14 protein-coding genes are annotated in these 19818 nt (G+C 32.5%); 4 read left to right on the forward strand and 10 right to left on the reverse strand.

Annotation, left to right across the window (positions count from 1 at the left end; translation table 11 throughout):
* Window positions 1–194: 194 nt before the first annotated feature.
* Window positions 195–818, forward strand: coding sequence for a suppressor of fused domain protein (locus TD29_RS02885; protein WP_040278779.1), 624 nt, complete (start codon window positions 195–197; stop codon window positions 816–818).
* Between the two features lie 417 nt (window positions 819–1235).
* Window positions 1236–1913: a hypothetical protein gene (locus TD29_RS02890; protein ID WP_040278781.1), complete on the forward strand. Its 678-nt coding sequence runs from the start codon at window positions 1236–1238 to the stop codon at window positions 1911–1913.
* A 181-nt stretch (window positions 1914–2094) separates the two neighbouring features.
* Here TD29_RS02890 and TD29_RS02895 read toward each other — a convergent pair whose 3' ends face one another.
* Window positions 2095–3450, reverse strand: a complete 1356-nt coding sequence (locus tag TD29_RS02895) for a UDP-N-acetylmuramate--L-alanine ligase (RefSeq protein ID WP_040278782.1) — start codon at window positions 3448–3450, stop codon at window positions 2095–2097.
* An 81-nt stretch (window positions 3451–3531) separates the two neighbouring features.
* A complete protein-coding gene (locus TD29_RS02900) occupies window positions 3532–4485 on the reverse strand; it encodes a tetratricopeptide repeat protein (protein WP_040278783.1) in 954 nt (317 codons plus the stop codon).
* Between the two features lie 283 nt (window positions 4486–4768).
* On the opposite strand from TD29_RS02900, the gene TD29_RS02905 reads away from it, so the two are divergent.
* Window positions 4769–11200 carry an alpha-2-macroglobulin family protein gene (locus TD29_RS02905; RefSeq protein ID WP_040278785.1) on the forward strand — a complete coding sequence of 2144 codons (6432 nt, stop codon included), beginning with the start codon at window positions 4769–4771 and terminating at the stop codon, window positions 11198–11200.
* A 101-nt stretch (window positions 11201–11301) separates the two neighbouring features.
* Here TD29_RS02905 and TD29_RS02910 read toward each other — a convergent pair whose 3' ends face one another.
* The 8 genes from TD29_RS02910 to TD29_RS18155 form a co-directional block, all read right to left on the reverse strand.
* A complete protein-coding gene (locus tag TD29_RS02910) occupies window positions 11302–12045 on the reverse strand; it encodes a LytR/AlgR family response regulator transcription factor (protein WP_040278786.1) in 744 nt (247 codons plus the stop codon).
* The gene (locus TD29_RS02915; RefSeq protein ID WP_040278787.1) at window positions 12042–13106 is read right to left on the reverse strand and encodes a sensor histidine kinase; all 1065 of its coding nucleotides are present in this window, start codon (window positions 13104–13106) and stop codon (window positions 12042–12044) included. The genes TD29_RS02910 and TD29_RS02915 overlap by 4 nt, the downstream gene beginning before the upstream one ends.
* Window positions 13107–13143: 37 nt before the next feature.
* Entirely contained in the window at window positions 13144–13695 is a 552-nt protein-coding gene (locus tag TD29_RS02920) for an STM3941 family protein (RefSeq protein WP_040278788.1), read from the reverse strand.
* 72 nt (window positions 13696–13767) lie between these two features.
* Complete coding sequence (locus tag TD29_RS02925; RefSeq protein ID WP_040278789.1) at window positions 13768–14283, reverse strand: hypothetical protein; 516 nt, start codon at window positions 14281–14283, stop codon at window positions 13768–13770.
* A gap of 654 nt (window positions 14284–14937) precedes the next feature.
* Complete coding sequence (locus tag TD29_RS02930; RefSeq protein WP_040278790.1) at window positions 14938–15483, reverse strand: mycothiol transferase; 546 nt, start codon at window positions 15481–15483, stop codon at window positions 14938–14940.
* Between the two features lie 84 nt (window positions 15484–15567).
* The gene (locus tag TD29_RS02935) at window positions 15568–16092 is read right to left on the reverse strand and encodes a DUF4136 domain-containing protein (protein ID WP_040278791.1); all 525 of its coding nucleotides are present in this window, start codon (window positions 16090–16092) and stop codon (window positions 15568–15570) included.
* A 259-nt stretch (window positions 16093–16351) separates the two neighbouring features.
* Window positions 16352–17350, reverse strand: a complete 999-nt coding sequence (obgE, locus tag TD29_RS02940; RefSeq protein ID WP_040278792.1) for a GTPase ObgE — start codon at window positions 17348–17350, stop codon at window positions 16352–16354.
* 38 nt (window positions 17351–17388) lie between these two features.
* On the reverse strand, window positions 17389–18498 hold the full coding sequence (locus TD29_RS18155) for an adenylate kinase (protein ID WP_084203382.1): 1110 nt from the start codon (window positions 18496–18498) through the stop codon (window positions 17389–17391).
* A 164-nt stretch (window positions 18499–18662) separates the two neighbouring features.
* Here TD29_RS18155 and TD29_RS02950 point away from each other — a divergent pair, with 164 nt between their 5' ends.
* A complete protein-coding gene (locus TD29_RS02950; RefSeq protein ID WP_040278793.1) occupies window positions 18663–19817 on the forward strand; it encodes a 5-(carboxyamino)imidazole ribonucleotide synthase in 1155 nt (384 codons plus the stop codon).
* Window position 19818: the final 1 nt, after the last annotated feature.

Here is a 19818-nt window from a genome sequence, read left to right on the forward strand (position 1 = left end):
GTTTTGATCTTTAAATCAAAGTTTGTGTATATTTATAAAATCTGACATTTTTTTTGATTTGGCCAAATACTAGTCTGAAAGATTAATTAACTTTAACCCTGTACTAGCCATAAACTAACTGTTAGCTAACGTTAAAAAATATGATGAGAATTCACATCAAATTTATATTGCTCGTAATCTTTTCAATAAACTTTATGAACGGACAAACTTCTGAAAATCCCGAATCTATTGAATGGGACGCCATAGATGGGATTTTGAAAAAAGAATATGGAGAGCAAGTTCCTCAACATTATGCACCAAAAGTTTATTATTCACTCGGTGGAAATGAGCCACTCGATGGAATTAGTATTTACGTAGACAAGGAAAACAAATGTTATCACTACGTAACTTATGGGTTTTCGGAAATCTATGAAAAAGAAACTGACCAGAAAGATATCAGCGGATTTGGATTTGAATTGACTTTTAGACTTAAATACACTAAATTATTAGAAAAATATCCAACTTGGCCCATCAATTTATTGCAAAACATAGCTAAAGCAACCTTCTCGAAAGGGTTGACATTTAAAGCGTATCAAACTCTTTCTTCTGGACCAATTCGATTAGAACCCTCAACTGAAATTAAAGGAATAATCTTCACATTTGACCCAACGCTCAAGGAAATGAAAACTGAAAATGGAAATGTCGAATTTTTGCAGATTTTTGGATTGACATCAAGTGAATATCAAAACATAATAGATAAGAAAATCGACAGACGAGAATTTATAAGTCAAGTACAGACTAAAAACCAACTATTAATAACCGATGCCGAAAGAAAATAATATTGGCTAACAATGCGTGTATTTTATTGCAAGTTCTAGCCTACTTTAGGAAATCCTAATGAATTTTCTATTCGGTATTTATTTGTTAACTTAGTCACTTAACAAAGCATACACTAAACCGTTAAACGAATCCTCAAAAAATCATAAGTTTCCTATTTCCGTAGAAAAACCATGAACTCATCAAATCCCAAATCACCAAAATTACCACTACTCATTAGCAGCAATGCTTTATCATTAAAATTTTTTGAGAATATAAAAATGATGCAACTGGTAACAATAGAACTTATGATTAACTTGATGTTTTCAAAAAAAAAGTAGAACTTCGTTTAACTGCGTATATCGACAAATATAACTATGAATAGCCATACGCATTGACAATAAATTAAACCAAACTAGAGAAATCTTAGATTGAATATTATGACATTGAAAAACTTCATCACTTCATTAATTTTATGTGTTTATTGTATTAATGCATTTTCACAGAACGAAATTCCTACAATTGACAAAATTGTATTTAATGACGGAACTATTAGGGAAGGTAAACTAAAACTTAATAAGTCCCAAGGAATAGAATTTAATGGTAACGTAAAATTATGTAATGGAAAAAAGAATAAAGATTGTATTTCTTATCAAATATCTGATATTGCTAATATAACCCAAGCACCACCTGAGTTAATTGTTAATCAACTTAAAGAGTTAAAAACATCAAAAGCGTATCACAATATTCTTGAAAAAAGTGACAATCCTGATGAATTTAAAATTGAAACTTATATCAATCATTATAAAGTAATTTATAATGATAATGAAGAAAATGGTGGTTTAGCAAAATTAAAATATTCAGGAAAAAATGCCGATTTCTATTATTATTCTAAACCTGGAAAAAATGGAGGAAAAACTTGTTTAACGAAACCAAATTCTAATTCTATAATATTTAGCTATAACAGTACAGGCACCTCTGATAAATTTAGTCTCAAACAATTATCAGAGTATTTTAAAAATTGTGAAATTTTCACTAAAAAAAGTACTGAAAAAAATGCTCATAAAACGTATAAAATTAAATATTTCTATAAGCTCTCAGATAAGTGTTCTATTTAGAGTCGAATAAGAACGAAACGAGTGATTAACACCATGTTTAATTAATGGCATAGTCACTCCCGATTTATAAAAATTCCTCTAGAATATTCTATATGAGTTTAATTTGCTCAGGATAATAGCCATTTTATTTAGAGTAATTAATAATGAATGAGATCCTAAAACAAGTTTAGGATGACTATTCTCATTTAAAAAGATGTGTGACCTCATCAAAATCTAAACCACCATAATTACCACTACTCATTAATAATAGGGCTTTATCGTCAAAATTTTGAGCGAATAAAAATGATTTAAAATCTTCTGGATTGGTATATATAATTAAATCGTCACGCTCAAAAGCCGTTGCAATTTGCTCGTGAGTCACCTCGTCTAATTTTTTGATTTCTACTGCATGAGGTGAATAGAAAACTACGGCAACATCTGCTGCATCAAGAGCACCTTTATATTCTTTTAAAAACTCGGCATTTAAACTACTGTAGGTATGTAATTCTAAACAAGCCACGAGCGTTCTATTGTCGTATTGTTCTTTTACTGCTTTTGTTGTCGCTTCAACCTTAGATGGCGAATGTGCAAAATCTTTATAAGCTACGCTTTTAGAGGTTTCGGCAATTTTCTCTAGTCGTTTGCTGGCACCTTTAAATGTAGAAATAGCTTCATAAAAATCATCCTCATCAATTCCCATATGCTGACAAATCCATTTGGCACCAGCGAGATTATTGAGGTTATGTTTTCCGAAGACTTCAATAGGCAAATCACCTTCAGGCGTTGCGAGTAAAGTTTGTCCGTTCTCAACCTTATAATCAGGTGTTTGATAGGCTAGCTTTCTAATTTGATTCTCACTCGCCTCGACAACACGTTTGACCTCGAGATCTTCTTCATTATAATTGATACTTCCACCTTGTACAATACTATCCACGAATATAGAAAACTGCTCCACATAATTCTCATACGTAGGAAACACATTAATATGATCCCAAGCAATACCACTCAGTAATGCAATATTGGGTTTATATAAGTGAAATTTTGGTCGCCTGTCTATTGGAGAACTCAAATACTCGTCACCTTCTAACACAATAAAATCATTATCTTCAGTAAGTTTTACCATCACATCAAAACCTTCTAATTGTGCACCAACCATATAATCAACATCACGATCGTGATAATGCATGACATGTAAAATCATGGATGTTATTGTTGTTTTACCGTGACTTCCACCAATGACTACACGTGTTTTGTGTTTGGATTGCTCGTATAAAAACTCTGGATAACTATAAATTTTAAGATTGAGTTCTTGAGCTTTTAATAGCTCTGGATTGTTTGCTTTGGCGTGCATTCCTAAAACGATAGCATCTACATTTGAGTTTACTTTTTCTGGGAACCAGCCAAATGCTTCTGGCAATAATCCCTTGGCTTCTAACCTAGATTTTGAAGGTTCAAAAATAGTATCGTCACTACCTGTAACTTGATATCCTTTATTGTGAAGTGCTAAGGCGAGATTGTGCATAGCGCTTCCACCAATAGCTATAAAATGTACGTTCATGTGTTGAGTTTTCTAGACGTTCAAATATACTAATTGAAGCGTGAAGTATAAAGTGTAAATCGATAAGTTTTAATGAGAAGTTTACAAGGTTTGGATAGTTGATTTTTCGGTTTTAAAAACATCAATATCTGGTAAATCTGTAATTGCTTTATTGATCCATTCTAAAGCATCTTCTTTATTGTTTTTGTATTTATAAATCTGAGCCAATCTATAATAAGCCCAAGCCTTAGGAACACCATCTTTGGCCGAGTAATTTTCAATATAAACCAGCAAACACTGCTCACCTTTTTCTAATTCAATATTATACTCTGCACACACTTTTCCTATTTGATAATGCATCGCATTTCGTTGGTGCTTTTCTCCCGAAGCTTCTAAATTACCTATGGCTTTAGTGGGCTGTTTTTCTTTTTCGTATAAGTTGGTCAATTTATCGTAACAGGTTAATGAACCACCAGTTTCTATGGCTAATTTATAATATTTCTCGGCTAATTCTGGTTCATCATCATATTCATAAATGTAGCCTTTTGCCAAATAGCCATCAACTTTTGAGAGTGCTTCTAATTCATTGGCATATTTAAACGATTTACTTTTACTGCCGCCAACAATGCCTGGCAATTGCATATATAGTTCTACCAAAGCCCATCGTGTATCAATATGTTTAGGATCTAATTCGGCAGCTTTTAAAAAAGCGTCTTTTACATCTCCAATAATACCAAGTGCTTTAAATTTACTTACACTTAAGGCTTTCATCCCTAAAGCGCCTCCATATTTGTAATGAAAATTAGCATGGTTAGGCTTCCATTCTACTAATTTTTCATACTGAACAATAGCTTCATCCCATTTTTTTTGATGACCATAAGCATCGCCAAACAGCTCCACACCTTCTATATCATTTGGATGATTTGTAACGTATTTTGAAAGTACTTGTTCTGCCTTTTTAAACTCTTTAGTATCTATGAGTTTTTTGGCATCATCTAATGAGGTTTGTCCTAATGCTAAAACAGGAATTAGAAATAGAAAAATAAAATATTTCATGTGTCTTTAATAATTGTTTTTTTTTAAAATTATACAAGCTATTTAGCAATACTCAAATATTAATCGATTGCTATTTAAAGCACGCTTGTGCTGTAAACCTACTTACGCAAAAAAGATACCAAAAGATTTTAAATTTTAAAATGGTATTGTTTTTGATTTTCAAAACGTAAAGATAACTCGTTTACTATTAAAATTGTTAACTTCACTCAACCAAACAAAACAATCACTCAATTATTGTTTTCTGCGGAAGAATAAAGGAATAATTTTCCAAAAATTTTAAATTATGAAGCCAATTATAAGCGCACTAATGATATTATTATTTGCAAATTTCTCTAATGCACAACCTGATGACTATGCCAAATTATGGCAAGAAGTTGAAGCATTTGAACAACAAGGTTTACCAAAATCTGCATTGAAAATTGTAAAGGCTATTGAGAAAAAAGCAAAAGCGAGCAATAATGCTCCTCAGGAAGTTAAGACGTTACTTTTCCGAAGTAAATATGCGCTCATACTTGAAGATGAGGCGCAATTTAAAATTATTAGTGAGTTTAAAGATGCAATTGCCAAGAGTGAATCACCAACAAAAAATGTATTACAAAACATGCTAGCCACTTTATATTGGCAGTATTTTACACGAAATAGATGGAAATTTTATAATCGCACTAAAATAAGTGCTTCAGAAATTTCAAACAAAGACGTAGATTTTAGAACTTGGGATTTACAAACCTTGTTTGAGGAAATCCACAAAAACTATAAGCAGTCGCTACAAAACGGACTCATACTACAGCAAACAAAATTAGATGATTTTGAAGCGATTATCTCCTCGCAAACCGATTCTAAAATTTACCGACCTACACTTTTTGATCTCTTATCACATCACGCTTTAAATTTCTATAAAACCTCTGAAACAAACATCACGAGGCCTGCTTATAAATTTGAAATTGACAACCCAAAACTTATTGGAAACGCAAGTGATTTTGCTTTGATGCAGTTGACATCTAAAGACACTTTGTCATTACAATTTAATGCTTTAAAAATATATCAAAATTTAATAAAATTTCATTTAAAAGACGAATCTCCACAGGCTCTTGCAGATGTCAATCTAGACCGTTTAACATTTATTACGCAACATGCTATTTTTGACAATAAAGAAGAATTATTACTAGAAACCTTAAACCAAGAAAGTAAAAAATGGAATGCTGCCAATAACAATGTTGCAGCTTTATACGATTACGAAATTGCTAAAGTCTACCAAGCACAAGGACAAACCTACCAACCAAAAACTAACGAAACTCATCGTTGGAAACTTAAAGAAGCTATGACACTCTGTGATGCTGTTTTAGCAAAATACCCAAAGAGTAAAGGTGCGCAAAAATGTGCTATTTTAAAATCTCAAATTTTAGCACAATCCCTTCAAATATTTACTGAAGACGTATTACCAATTAATGAGCATGCCTTGTCTTTAATTACCTATAAAAATAGCAATGACATTAATTTTAAAATTGGAACGGTTAGCGATGCTGATTTAAAAACCCTTCGCACCTACAATCAAACAGATGAAAAATTGGAGATTTTAAATAACATGAAAGCCATAGAAAGCTGGACATCTCATTTAAAAGACGACAATGATTACCAACAACATCGTACAGAGATTGCACTCCCAAAATTAAAAAACGGACGCTATATTATTTATGGTCAAGTACAAAACGAGAATAAAACCTTTGCGTTTAAGGAAATTCAGGTATCTAACTTAGCCTATATTCAAAAAGAACACAAAGGAAATGTTATTTATCAAATTATAGATCGAACAAACGGTAAGCCAATTTCTGATGCTAAAATCACTTTAGAATACATCAAAAATTATAACGACAATTACAAAACAGATCATTATACAACTAATAATAATGGAGAATTTGTTGTAAAAAGAGCTAACTACAATCGATCTAAAATGATCCTCAAAATTAAAGCAAACAACGATACTGCTTATTTTGACAATTTATATCTTAACCGTTATTATAACTACGGAAATGATAAAACTAACTATCCGTTAAATAAAGGATTTATTTTTACCGACAGAAGTATTTACAGACCAGGACAACCCTTATATTTTAAAGGCATTGTCATGACTACAAGTGAGAACAAAACCGAGATCCTCACCAATACAAAAGTTGACGTTACATTATACAATACAAATGGTGAAGACGTTAAATCTTTAGAACTAACTACAAATGAATTTGGATCTGTATCGGGAGAATTTATCATCCCAAATAATGGTTTAACAGGTAATTTCTCAATAAGGCTTAAAGGCGATAATAATTTAAATGCCTATCAATCTATTTCGGTAGAAGAATATAAGCGACCAAAGTTTGAAGCCAAATTTACACCTGTCACAAAGACCTATAAAGTTAACGATACAGTGACTGTTAACGGAAATGCGCTCGCCTATGCTGGCAGTAATATTACAGATGCTAAAGTTGTATATCGTGTACACCGAAATGTGCAATATCCAAGATGGTACTATTGGTACAGACCACATTTTAATATAGAACCTCAAGAAATAACACATGGTGAAACGACTACTGATGCAGATGGCAAATTTAAAATCGATTTTAAAGCCATTCCAGATGCAGCGCAAGACAAATCGGCCTTACCTACATTTAGTTATGACATCACAGCAGATATCACAGATATTAATGGAGAGACAAGAAGCGCAACCACAACAGTAAATGTAGGCTACCATGCCTTAACTGCACAAATTATAATTGCTAATCAATTAGATAAAGAAGATAATAAGCAGACGTTTTCCGTAGATACAAGAAATCTAAATGGTGAGTTTGTTCCTGCAAAAGGAAACATTAAAATTTATAAATTGAATGCACCAAATACCGTTTTGAGAAGGCGTCCTTGGACAGCTCCAGATTATCAAGAATTTACAAAAGAACAGTTTAAAACGCTGTTTCTAAATGAAGCCTACACCAATGAACATGACAGTAAAAACTGGGACAAAGGTGCACTTGTTTATGATGAAGATTTTAATACTGAAACTTCTAAAGAACTCCAACTAGGCAAAATTAAACGTTGGGAATCTGGCGCATACATTGTGGTTTTAAAAAGCAAGGATCGTTTTGGTCAAACGGTTAAAGATGAAGCTCAAACTATCGTATATAGTGACAATGATAAGACTTTAGCAGATAATCAATTGTTTAATATTACTACTAATAAGAGTTCTTACGGAATTAATGATACTGTAGAACTTGTTATAGGTTCTTCTGCGGAAGGGTTATTTCTTACGCTAGAAATTGAAAAAAATCATGAGATAATTAGCAAGCAAATAATTGAGCTCAATAACGACAAAAAAACGATAAAAATCCCAGTATCTGAAAACGATTTAGGTGGTTTTGCTGTGCATTACAGTTATGCATTTAAAAACAGTTTTAAAAGCGGAAGACTCAATATCAACGTGCCATATCCAAAAACAGATTTAGACATAGAAACACAAACGTTTAGAGATAAATTACAACCAGGAACCGATGAAACTTGGCGTTTTAAAATCAAAGGACCTAAAGGAGATAAAGTTGCTGCAGAATTGCTAGCAAGCATGTATGATGCCTCTTTAGATCAGTTTAAATCTCATAATTGGTCGTTTGAGCCTATCTCACAACCATCTTACTATTCGTCATATCGATTAAACTCTGGGAGAAGTTTTATGATGAATCAGTTTGTTGTTGATAATCTTCTAAGACAATCTCGTAACTATAGTGTTCAAAAATATGATGCACTAAATTTCTTTCAGGTTAATTTTAATGATTATTACTACGGAAGACAACAATACCTTTGGAGAGTTAGGAATTCATCACCATCAACATTTACAAGTAAATACATAAAATCACAAAAAACAGGTATTGTTAAAGGACTAATTAAGGGTTCTGATGGAATACCTGTACCTGGAGTTTCTTTAATTGTTAACGACAATGGTGATACCGCTTATTCTGATTTTGATGGCGAATTTTCTATAAATGTGAAAAAAGGAGATATCATCAAACTTAGCTTTGTTGGTCTTAAAGGTTTAGAAATAAAAATCTCAAATGACAATTACTTTGATATCATTCTTTATGAAGATCTAAATTCTTTGGAACCAGTGAGACTTTCATCGTATCATGGATTAGGAAATCAAAGAAATGTTGCGAGTGCTTTGGTTTCACATTCTCCAGAATCTATAGTACTCGATGAAAATGAAGATTATCTTAGAACAAATTTCGATAAAGCTGATGATAGAAATTTCAGAGATGGAGACTCTCGTTCACAAAAAGAAAATGTAGAACAAGCCAAAGAAAAACAAAACTTCGACGACGTCAAAATCCGTAAGAACCTTCAAGAGACTGCTTTCTTTTTTCCGCAGTTACAAACAGATAAAGATGGCAATGTAAGTTTTAGTTTCACCACACCTGAGGCGTTGACTAAATGGAAATTACAACTTTTAGCACATACAAAAACCTTAGAAAGTGCAACTACTACTTTAGAGACTGTAACTCAAAAAGAGTTGATGGTCATCCCAAATGCACCTCGATTTTTACGAGAAGGTGATAATATTAGCATCAGTACTAAAATTGCAAATCTTACTGAAACAGAACTTAATGGTGTAGCAGTGCTTCAGTTATTTGATGCGATTACTGGTGAGTCTATTGACCAGAAATTGTCTAACAGCGACAATGAATTAGATTTTAATGTTTCAGCAAAAGGAAATACAAACATTACTTGGAATCTTGATATTCCATACGATGTAGATGCAGTACAATACAAAATCATAGCAAAAGCAGGTAATTTTAGTGATGGTGAGCAAAATGCATTGCCTGTGTTAAGCAATCGCATGTTAGTGACCGAAACCATACCAATGTGGATTAAGAGTAACGAAACACGAACGTTTACTTTAGATAAGTTGGCAACAACAACATCAACAACATTGAAGCATCATAAGTTAACTCTAGAAATGACTTCAAATCCTGCTTGGTATGCTGTACAAGCCTTGCCTTATTTGATGGAATATCCTTATGAGTGTAATGAGCAAACGTTTAGTCGTTACTATGCCAATGCCTTGGCAAGTCATATTGCAAATAGCAACCCTAGAATTCAAGAGGTGTTTAATCAATGGCGAAATACAGATGCATTATTGTCTAATCTAGAAAAAAATCAAGACTTAAAATCTATTCTCATACAAGAGACACCTTGGTTGCGTGATGCGCAAAGCGAAACGGAACAGAAAAAACGTATCGCACTCTTATTCGATTTAAACAAAATGAATAATGAATTAGAGGCTACAATGCGTAAACTTAAAAACGGACAAATGAGTAATGGTGCTTGGTCTTGGTTTAATGGTGGACGACCAAACCGTTACATCACGCAGCATATTATTACTGGGTTTGGACATTTAGATAAGCTCAATGTTACTCAGAGCTATAGCGAATCCGCTATGATTGAAAAAGCAATCTCATATCTAGATGCTGAGTTCGTTCAAGAATATAAAGACATTAAAAAGTATAATCCGGAAGCCGATTTAAACAAAGATCACCTTAGCTACACCCAACTGCACTATTTGTATATGCGCAGCTTTTTTCCGCAGATAAAAAAATCGAAAGAGGTAGAAGCTATCACAGATTATTACCAAACACAAATTCAAAAATACTGGTCGAGCAGGTCGTTATACGCAAAAGGATTAATGACTTTAGTGCTTCATAGAATGGATGACAAAAGTACATCTGCCAAAATTTTAGAATCGTTAAAAGAAACGAGTATTACTTCGGAAGAATTAGGTATGTATTGGAAATCAAACACAAATTCATGGTATTGGTACCAAGCTCCTATTGAAACGCAAGCTTTGTTGATAGAGACGTTTAGTGAGGCAGGAAGTATCATTCAGAGCGAAGCGAAGAATCTCGAAGATATAGATAACCTCAAAATCTGGTTACTCAAAAACAAGCAAACCAACCGTTGGAAAACAACCAAAGCCACAACCGAAGCTGTGTATGCATTATTACTTCAAGGTAGCGATTGGCTGAGCGTTACAGATATGGTCGATATTGTGTTGGGAAGCCAACACATTGACGCTTCAAAATTAGAAGATGTCAAGGTTGAAGCTGGAACAGGATATTTTAAAACGAGTTGGAGTTCTTCGGAAATTGAACCAGACATGGCAACCGTTAAACTCACCAAAAAAGGTGATGGCATTGCTTGGGGAAGTTTATACTGGCAATATTTTGAGAATCTAGATAAAATAACGTCTGCAGAAACGCCTTTAAAATTGAGTAAGACACTCTTTAAGAAAACAAATACAGATACTGGTGAGCAAATCACAGAAATCACTGCAAACACCAATTTAAACGTTGGAGATTTAGTGCGTGTTCGTATAGAATTACGTAGTGATCGTGCTATGGAATTTGTGCATATGAAAGATATGCGAGCTGCAGGATTAGAACCAGTTAATGTAATGTCGCAATACAAATACCAAGATGGTTTGGGCTATTATGAAGCTACCAAAGATGCCTCAACAAACTTCTTTTTTGACTATTTACCAAAAGGCGTTTATGTGTTTGAATATGATTTAAGAGTGAATAATGCTGGAGACATGAGTAATGGGATTACGACGATCCAGAGCATGTATGCACCAGAATTTAGTAGTCATAGTGAAGGTGTGAGAATTTCAGTAGACAGTGAGAAATAGACTATGTTTGGTGTTTGGTGTTTGGTGTTTGGTGTTTGGTTAATAAATGATATCAATATAGCATTTGACTAAAATTAAAACATTTTTGAAAACTACTTGAATTAAAAACTCAGCTGCTCTTTAAATAGATAAGATTGTCGTCTGGAGATTTCAATTTCTTCTCCAGATTGCATTTCTATTTTTAATTTTCCGTTGAACCAAGACACCACTTTTTTAACGTGATGAATGTTTATGATTTGTTGACGGTTGGCTCTAAAAAACACATCTGATGGCAACTTCTCTTCAATTTGAGCCAACGACTTATAAATTAAAGGTGTATTGTTATCAAAAAAGACACGTGTATAATTGCCAACAATTTCAAAAAGAGTAATATTTTGAACTTTAACCAACCAGCACTTTTCACCATCCTTAATAAAAATTTGCTTATCGAGATTTAAGACATCTACTTTTGTTTCGACTTCGGAAATTTTAGGTGTTACATTTTTTATTGCATTTTCAATTACCTTTTCTATGCTCTTTGAAAATCGTTTTTGATTAATTGGTTTTAATAAATAATCAAAGGCATTATACTCAAAAGATTTTATAGCGTATTCATCAAAAGCCGTAGTAAAAATGGTAATTGGGACCTCATCTAGCATTTCTAAGAGTTCAAATCCGTTCTTTTCTGGCATATTAATATCTAAAAACAACAAATCTGGTTGAGTTTCATTGATAAGCATGAAACCGTCATCTACATTTTCTGCTTCACCTAACAACTCAATTTCCTTATGTGTTTTTATCAATTCCTTTAACTCATTACGAGCCAAACGAGAATCTTCAACAATTACAGCTTTTAAAGTGATCATGATAATGGGATTTTTATAGTCGCAATGACTTGATTCTCTATTTCTGTTAAACTAAATGTGGCTCGCTTTAGATATAATAAATCTAAGCGTTGTTCGATGTTTTTTAATCCTAATTGAGTGGAGTTTTCAGGTTTGTTAATAACTCCAGTATTTATGACTTCTATTATTAAAAATTCTGAAACTACCTTAGTCGTTAAAACAACGTTACCACCACTTTTTAATTTTGATATACCATGCTTAATCGCATTTTCCACTAACATTTGGATAATCATAGGTGGAATTTGCTTGGTCAGTGACTCGTCATCAATATGAGTTTCAAAATGCAAACGATCTTCAAACTGAATTTTAGAAATCTCGATATAATTATCAATCATTTCTAGCTCGTCTTCAAGCGCTATAGAACTCACATCATTTTTTGTAAGTGAATACCGTAACGTTTCAGATAGACTAGTAAGCATATTTCTTGCCTTGTCAACATCTTCTAGCATTAATCCTCTAATATTATTTAAGCTATTAAACATAAAATGTGGATTAATTTGCCCTTTTAGTGTATTAAGCTGAGACTCTTTTAAACTCGTCTCCAACTTAAGCCTTGTCTCTCTACTAACATTAAGTTGAATAAGCCCTTTTATAGCAACATAAAACACAGTCCAAATCATAAAATAAATACCATAATTTAAGAAAAAAATGACATGATTTTGTAAACTTTGAGACTCGTGTTGCAGCGCATCTGCTCTTTCATAAATATAGGTGTAGGTTATATGATTATAACTTAAAAAAGCTATAAAGAAAAAAGTGGTAAAAAGTAATAACAGCCAGATAATATTAAAACCGTCAATCAATTTTAAATTATCGAATTTTATAAACTTAGTTAAAAAGAATTTCAATACATGCGTAATGAGTATAGAGAGCAGTGTGATGACACAAAAATCAAGCACTATTTGCCATATTTCTAATTTTAGTAAATTCCCTCCATACCAATATGAAAATGCAGAAACAATACTAAAGAAAGACCACACTACAATTTGAATGATCCAATAATATATTGTTTTTTTTGGCATTTGCTTTATTTATAAGTTGATGTTGCTAAATTTAAATTTAGAATTTAAGCTTTTTGTGACGATTAAATTCTGTTTGTAATAACTGTTCGAGTTCTCCTATATTATATTTCAAAGTGGTAGCAGTTATAGCAATTGGAGTTCCGCATAATTTCAAATTAGACCTCATTAATTTTGCTTTCATTTTAGATTCTGCTCTTTTAATATAGGTCTCAGGATTTAAAACATTAATGAGAATAAATTTAGTAGACGTCACTTGTTTAAGTTCAATTTCAGAAATATCATTCCAGTTAATAAAACCAATACTTGAGGCATTAGTATTACCTGTTACGCCTTGTGAATCAATAATTAAACCTAATTTTTCATCATATATTTTTCGTATGGCATAAATCCCTATTGCACCAAAAAACAGAATACAAATCACACCTATTCCTTGAATAACTAAAGGGTTTCTAAGAAACTTAATTGAAAAATCTTTATAAAGATCTGAAAACACAATTAGAAAACAACCAGCCAGAACAAATATAGCGACTCCTATAGTTTTAATGATTAATTTATTTTTACTCAGTGGTATTTTAATTGGATTATTCATAATTTAAAGATTGTGTTAGGCATTAAGTAACTTTTCACAACGTAACTGTAAATGTATTCTTTGCTGTTTTTATTATGAAATATCAACTAGTTCTTTTTCTATATCGTCTTCTAAAGACATAATCAGTTTATCTACTTTTTTAAATGCTAACTCTCCTAATAGACCAACTAATCCTAAACCTAAGAATACCACAACAATCCCTAAAATATTAGAATCAAAATAGATTGCTGCATAAGGTACTAAAGTTAATGCCCAAAAAGACATAAAATACATTTCGTATTTCTTGCGTTTTGCAATATAGCTTTTAAATTTTGAGACACTTGATATTAAAGAGGTGTGCGTATATGACTTTTGCTTAAAATGTTTTATAGATAAAAAATTATTAAGAAAAAATAGTAACGCTAAAGCCCCAACCAAGAGCGACATGACAACCACAATATTTTCTTTAAAATTATATACATGCGCAAGCGAAAAACCGATTAAAAGTGCCGACGAAAATTGTGCCATTTTAGCTCCTGTTAATAAGCTATTAAATTTAACTATTTGATTTTGAAATGTATCCTTTGATTTTGTTTTTGAACTCTTCATAATTGTTGTTTTTTTTAATTGTTATTTAGATTTAACTTAATATAATGTCAACAATAAGTTGAACTACTACTTTCACTAAATTGATCATGATCTTTATGTTTTTTTTATGTGTTAATGAGTCATCTCTATTAATTGACATGATAAAGATATACTGTAAATAGACCTTAAAAGCTAAAAATATGACGAGTGGTAAATAGAATATGCTAAGCGGAAAACAAGTATATCAATTGTATTAGGTGTTATGTTTTAAACCACAAATTGACAAAACAACATGTAGAGTAAATCAATTTGTTTAATAACATTACGCATCAATTACCCAAATGTATTTATGGTTCTAAGAATTTCACTCTGACTATTCGTTTTGGTCTTTGAACTAAATAAATTAGTTGTATTTACACTAGCACCAGAAGGTATAAGTGATGAAGATATGGCTTATTTAGAGCCCTTTTATCATTAATTGCAATGAGTGTATCTGCAATCGTCGTTTTTTTTATGTCGTTTTAGATCAAGCATACATTGCAAGATCAAAAGTACAATTAGCTCTCAATATTACAGTTATATACGGTTATAGAGACCAATTTAAATCTTTAACTAATACCAAATTTTTTGAAAAAAGACTAAATAAAAAAGCCTCAATATGAGGCTTTTTTTTTATTACAATCGTTTTGTAATCAATGCTAATTGTCCCATGTGGTTGGCTTGATGTTCCATAACATGAAACCAAGCCCATTGATTACTCATATTTCCATTCATTTCTTTAAACCATGCATCATCTTTTGTTTTAAGTAAATCCTTTGTTTTTTCTCTCACGTCATCATAAATTTTCATATAATATGAAATGGGCTTATCCTTAAATTCGTTTCTTCCTTTTTCTCCAAGATTTAGAGCAGTTTCCCATTTTTTGGCTTCCGCTTTATTAAATCCTCTACCTTCAAATGTATAAACTTGATAATAAGCTTCGGTTGCTGCGAGATGGTAAATTATAGCTCCAGGACTATTAGCGTTCTCATCTAGAAGAAAATCTGTGCCGTTTTGATCTAAATTAGCGACATGTCGTTCTACTCTAGATTTTAGATTATCTAACATGGATATCATTTGACCAATATCGTTAGAGTAGCCTTTAGGTACTGCAATCTCATTTTGTGCAAATGTGATGTTGCTTAAAAGAATAATTATAATAACTAATGCTAGTTTTTTCATGATTGGTGTTTTAAATTCATTTTAAAAATAAAACATTTACCATCTCAAAAGCATTTCATTAACAACAACTTAACTCTAAATAAATTATTTTTTTTCAGGAGGAAAACCTTCTAATACTTTAGTTACAAGCGCTATAAATTGAGCTTCACGTTTTTCGGGAGATGCATTTGGTTTATAGTTAGATTCTGAAATGGCTTGCCAAAAGAGTTGGTCATTACTATTATCAACAAACTCAAAAACAATTTCTCTACCCATTTTAGCCTGTCCTATTGGAAGTCCAATTGAAATTCCGCCACCTACATTTCTACCAGAACCTCCAACACCTACTCCAACATTGTTATTTCGTTGTTGCTGAAATTCGCTAGATTGAATATCTATCAAAAAATCTGGAGTTTGTGATAGCGAATACCCTTTACTTTGCATGGCATCATCTAAGGCTTTGAATAAACGTTTTGAGTCTAATTCACTCATGCCTGTTTTCACATCTGAGAAATAGTTGTAGGTTTTGTATTGCGTGAAATCTCGTGTTTTTTCGTAATCATAATCAACTCGTATTGAAGAACAAGAAGTCAATAATATGACTATAAATAATAGATATAAATTTTTCATTGCTTATTTTATTTTAAAAGTAGCAAAAATTATTCCATGAAATAACTTTTACGACATAAACGCATTAAGCCTGTCATTGTTGTGAAGGTACGTCCTTAAAAACGACATAAGTCACGATAATAATCATAACTTCACGAAAAAAGAGAGGCATACTTCTTTTTAGTTTTCTACGGAAAAAGAAATGCGAAAAAAATGTAGCTAATTAAATTGTCATTCAGAAAGAGGTACGAGTGAAGAATCTTTCTGAATGACAACAATATTAATCATTCAACATCTTCCAAAGTTGATCCTTCAATTCCATAATCCCTTTTTGAGCTACAGAGGATATAAACATGTATGGTATTGGTAGTTCTTTGTCTAACTGTGCTTTCATTTCGGCTTGCAATTCATCATCTAACATATCGCTTTTAGAAATGGCAATCATACGTTCTTTATCCAACATTTCAGGATTGTAACGTTTGAGTTCATCCAACAAAATATCGTATTGCTTACGAATATCTTTAGCATCTGCAGGAATTAAGAATAGTAAAATGGAGTTACGCTCAATATGACGTAAAAAGTAATGGCCAAGACCTTTACCTTCGGCAGCACCTTCAATAATTCCAGGAATATCTGCCATCACAAAGGTTTGGTAATCACGATATTCTACAATACCTAAATTTGGTTTAAGTGTTGTAAACTCATAATCTGCAATTTTAGGTTTTGCAGACGTAATCACAGATAATAATGTTGATTTTCCAGCATTTGGAAAACCTACTAAGCCAACATCTGCAAGAATTTTAAGTTCTAAGGTGACACGTTTTTCTTCTAAATCTTCTCCTGGTTGTGCATAACGAGGCGTTTGATTTCGAGAGTTTTTAAAATGCCAGTTCCCTAAACCTCCACGTCCACCTTGAGCAACAATTTGCTCTTCACCATCAAAGGTGATTTCAAAAAGTGTTTCATCGGTTTCGGTATCTTTTACAACGGTTCCTAAAGGCACATCAAGGTAAACATCTTCTCCATCTGCTCCTGTACTTCTACTTTTACTTCCGTGAGAGCCGTGTCCTGCTCGTGCGTGACGTTTAAACTTTAAATGCAATAGTGTCCAAAGGTTAGAATTTCCGCGGATAATAATATGTCCTCCACGTCCACCATCTCCTCCATCTGGACCACCTTTTTCAATGTATTTTTCGCGATGTAAGTGTGCAGAGCCTTGTCCTCCTTTTCCAGAAGATACTTGCATTTTTACGTAGTCAACGAAGTTTCCTTCTGTCATAATCTTGTATTATCTAAATTCGTTTACTTAAAAACCACTTACAGTTTATCAATCACTGTATTTAGGCGTTTTGTGATATCACTAACACTACCAACACCATCTACTCCAAAATACTTATCTTGTTTAGAGTAAAAATCTTTTAAAATAGCAGTTTCGTTATAATATACTTTAATTCTATTTCTAATAATTGATTCATCAGAGTCATCTTTTCGTCCGCTGGTTTTTCCACGTTCTAAAAGACGTTGTACCAAAACTTCATCTTCAACCTCTAAAGCAATCATTGCATTGACTTTAGAATCTTTGGCATCCATGATTTTATCTAGTGCTTCTGCTTGAGCTTCATTTCTTGGGAAACCATCAAATATAAATCCGTTAGCATCGGCATTTTTATCTACTTCTGCACTTAGCATATCTATGGTAACTTGATCTGGCACTAATGCACCTTTATCAATATAAGATTTTGCTAACATACCTAAAGCAGTATTGTTTTTCATATTAAATCTAAATACATCTCCAGTTGAGATATGCACTAGGTTATAGGTTTCCTTTAAAAAATTAGCTTGTGTTCCTTTTCCTGCACCTGGAGGTCCAAATAGGACTAAGTTAGTCATGTGTTGTGTTGTTTTTAGTTGATAAATAGCTGGTAAATCTCTACCTAAATTATTGTAATCTAAACCGTAGCCTACAATAAACTTGTTTGGAATTTCTATACCAACATAATGTAATTTAAAATCTTTTTTATAGGCTTCTGGTTTGTAGAATAAGGTGGCAATTTTTAAGTCATCAACATTTTCATTTTTAAAAATACGATGTACTTCTTCTAAGGTATTTCCTGAATCAATAATATCTTCGAGAATTACTACTTTTCTACCCGTTAAATCTTGTGTTAAACCAATAAGTCTTTGAATATCTTCGGTTGATTTTAAACCTTCATACGATGCCAACTTTATAAAAGTGACTTCACAAGGTTTTGGATATTTTTTCACAAAATCACTAACAAACATAAATGACCCATTTAAAATCCCAATAAACACAGGGATTTCATCTTTTAAGTCATGTGCAATTTCATCAACTAAACGCTGCACAGTTGCGTCCAATTCTTGTTCAGAAATGAATGGTTTAAAGTATAAGTCGTGTAGTTTAATCACCTGATTTTGATTTTCAAGTGCCAAAGATAAGCATTTGATTTACGTTTGCCGATTTTTCAATTTAGGATTTTAGAATATTGTTTTATAATTAGTGTATTTTTGTGTTATTAAAGTACATTTTAATATAAAAAAACAGTCGTTTTTAATAGAAATTACCCAACTTTATGAACTATTTTTCTTCAAATTTCAAACTCGGTATCCTTGGTGGTGGGCAACTTGGCAAAATGATGTTGTACACGACTAGAAAATACGATATCACAACACATGTTATGGATTCTAGTGATGAAGCGCCATGTAAAATAGCGTGTAATCAATTTACTTTAGGTGATTTAATGGATTTTGATGCGGTTTATAATTTTGGAAAGCAGGTAGATCTGCTCACTTTTGAGATTGAAAACGTTAATGTGGCTGCGCTTGAAGCATTAGAAAAAGAAGGTGTAAAGGTCTATCCATCATCAAAAAACCTGAGAATCATTCAAAATAAAGCCACTCAAAAATTATTTTATCACGATCACAATATACCAACATCAAATTTTACGCGTTTTGCTTACCTATCGGAAATTGAAGATGCCATTGGCAATGGTGGATTAAGTTTTCCTTTTGTTTGGAAAGCGGCACAATTTGGATATGATGGTAATGGCGTAAAAATGGTGAGACAGCTTTCAGATTTGGAAGGTTTACCAAAAGGAGAATGTATTGCTGAAGATTTAGTGCCTTTTAAAAATGAATTGGCCGTTATTGTAGCAAGAAACCCAAAAGGAGAAGTTAAAACGTATCCAGTGGTAGAAATGGAATTTCATCCTGAGGCCAACCAAGTCGAGTATGTAATTTGTCCGGCTCGTATTGACCAAGCTGTTGCTGAAAAAGCGAGAGCTGTAGCGCTTAAAGTTTCCGAAGCATTTAAACATGTAGGACTTTTAGCTGTGGAGATGTTTCAAACCGAAAATGATGAGATTTTAGTAAATGAAGTTGCGCCTAGACCACATAACTCTGGTCACCAAACGATTGAAGCAAATTACACCTCTCAGTTTGAACAGCACATACGTGCTATTTTGAATCTTCCGTTAGGAAAAACCGAAAGTACGGTTGGTGGTATAATGGTTAATTTAGTAGGTGCCGAAGGTCATACTGGAGATGTTGTGTATGAAAATATTGAACACATCATGAGCCTTGAAGGTGTAACGCCTCATATCTACGGAAAAAAACAAACACGACCGTTTCGTAAAATGGGACATGTGACCATTGTAAATGAAACTATTAGTGAGGCAAGACGCATTGCCGAAACAGTAAAGACAACCATAAAAGTTATAAGTAAATAAG

It is taken from the genome of Psychroserpens damuponensis, from assembly GCF_000826655.1.
GTDB classification, from domain to species: domain Bacteria; phylum Bacteroidota; class Bacteroidia; order Flavobacteriales; family Flavobacteriaceae; genus Psychroserpens; species Psychroserpens damuponensis.